The organism is Methanobrevibacter curvatus, from assembly GCF_001639295.1.
In the GTDB taxonomy this organism is placed as follows: Archaea; Methanobacteriota; Methanobacteria; order Methanobacteriales; family Methanobacteriaceae; genus Methanoflexus; species Methanoflexus curvatus.
The window spans coordinates 1-1,503 of the sequence record NZ_LWMV01000091.1 but is presented as its reverse complement, the minus strand read 5'-3'; the positions used below and the strand labels follow the sequence as shown (position 1 = coordinate 1,503).

Below are 1,503 nucleotides of genomic sequence, written 5' to 3'. Positions count from 1 at the left end.
ATTTAAAAAATTCTTATAATTATTTACTAAGGGGGGGGGGGGTAGAGTATGCTATCTTAAAATATTACTTCTAATGGCTTTTTAATTAAATAACAAACTATTTATATGTCTTTAAAAATAAATTAATTCAGGTTTAGCTAATGGTAAAATATTAATATTCATTTACTAATTTAGTGTAAACTCAATAGATTATTTGAAATACACTTATGTATATTAGATAGTGCATATATTTACATAATTTAATCATGTATATTATTGGTATTATTATATATGTTAAATATATCATAATTATAAATCAGATGCACCAGAGAAAAATACTTCAAACATTATTAAGCCATGAACTATATTAGGTGCATGAGAGTTATGGATATAAGTATATATAGCTTTTTGCATATAGTTAGTATATTAACTTATAATTTTTTGTTATCTTTTAGAAGTAAATTTAATTTTTTAGACTAATTTATTTTTTATCTCATATTCACATAATATTTAATAATTTTTATTTTAAATTTTGAAAAGAATATTTAAATAAATCTTGAAAAGAATATTTAAATTTTAAATAAAATGAAGTTCAATACACAATATATAGATCTAATTGAAGGAAAAATAGAAGGAGCATACAAATTTCCTTATTTTCTAATATGTCACAGGATCCCTCAAAGAACATTTAAAATTAAAGGACACCACTTCCCAGTATGTGCAAGATGTACAGGGATTTATATTTCTGCAGCATGTTTTTTTGCTTTTGTAATATTGACAAGACCATACCTTGATTTAAGCTATGTGTTATTGGGGATTTTATTAATAATTCCAATGCTTGTAGATGATATAAGCCAATTAATTGGATTAAGAGAGAGTAATAACATGTTAAGGTTCTTAACAGGTCTTTTAGGAGGACCTGCCTTAATAATTTTATCTAGTTTCATTAAGTTCATCATATTCACTTAAATAAGGAGGTATTTAATGGTTGATGAAAATAATATAGAAGAAAAAGTAAATGCAAGTGCAGATTCAAATGCAAATGTAAATACGATTCCAGATAATAATATAAATAATAATGCAAATAACGGTTCTGTCAAATGGTTGCCTCCTGAACGGATGAAATAATACTTTTAATTGATTTCATAATAACTTTTTTTATTATGGTATTTATGAATTTGTCATGGCATTTTTTATTTTGATTTGTGATTATTGGTTTTAAGTAGGCTAATGTTCCGGGTATGGTTTTGAATAGTTTTTTAGTGGATTTTTGTTGTGTTGTTGAGAATTTGTTCTCTATTTGATTGCTTGTGCGTTTTATGTTCTTGTCAAAGAGGTAGTGGGTCATTTTGTGCATGTCTTTGATAATTTTTTTGTTGTAAAAATCTTTTAAAAATGGGGGTAAGTCGTCAAATATTTTCCATATTTTGTTTAATTTGTTTATAAATTCTTTTAAGTCTTTTGATATGAATAAGTTTTTGAGTTTCCAGCCATATTTTTTTATTTTCTTTTTTTCTTTCTTTG

The 1,503-nt window shown here is 24.5% G+C and carries 3 protein-coding genes; 2 read left to right on the top strand and 1 reads right to left on the bottom strand.

Features of this window, described 5'->3' with window-relative positions:
- The first annotated feature begins 564 nt into the window (after nucleotides 1-564).
- Complete coding sequence (locus MBCUR_RS10005; RefSeq protein WP_084269417.1) at nucleotides 565-948, top strand: DUF2085 domain-containing protein; 384 nt, start codon at nucleotides 565-567, stop codon at nucleotides 946-948.
- 15 nt (nucleotides 949-963) lie between these two features.
- Nucleotides 964-1,107, top strand: a complete 144-nt coding sequence (locus tag MBCUR_RS10250; protein WP_157077576.1) for a hypothetical protein — start codon at nucleotides 964-966, stop codon at nucleotides 1,105-1,107.
- Here the strand turns inward: MBCUR_RS10250 and MBCUR_RS10550 are convergent.
- On the bottom strand, nucleotides 1,076-1,503 hold a 428-nt coding region (locus tag MBCUR_RS10550; RefSeq protein WP_169805779.1), incomplete at its 5' end, for a hypothetical protein. The genes MBCUR_RS10250 and MBCUR_RS10550 overlap by 32 nt on opposite strands.

Excerpts from the sequence above, each read along its gene's own strand:
- MBCUR_RS10250 (WP_157077576.1), top strand. The coding sequence starts at position 964 with ATGGTTGATGAAAATAATATAGAAGAAAAAGTAAATGCAAGTGCAGAT.
- MBCUR_RS10005 (WP_084269417.1), top strand. The coding sequence starts at position 565 with ATGAAGTTCAATACACAATATATAGATCTAATTGAAGGAAAAATAGAA.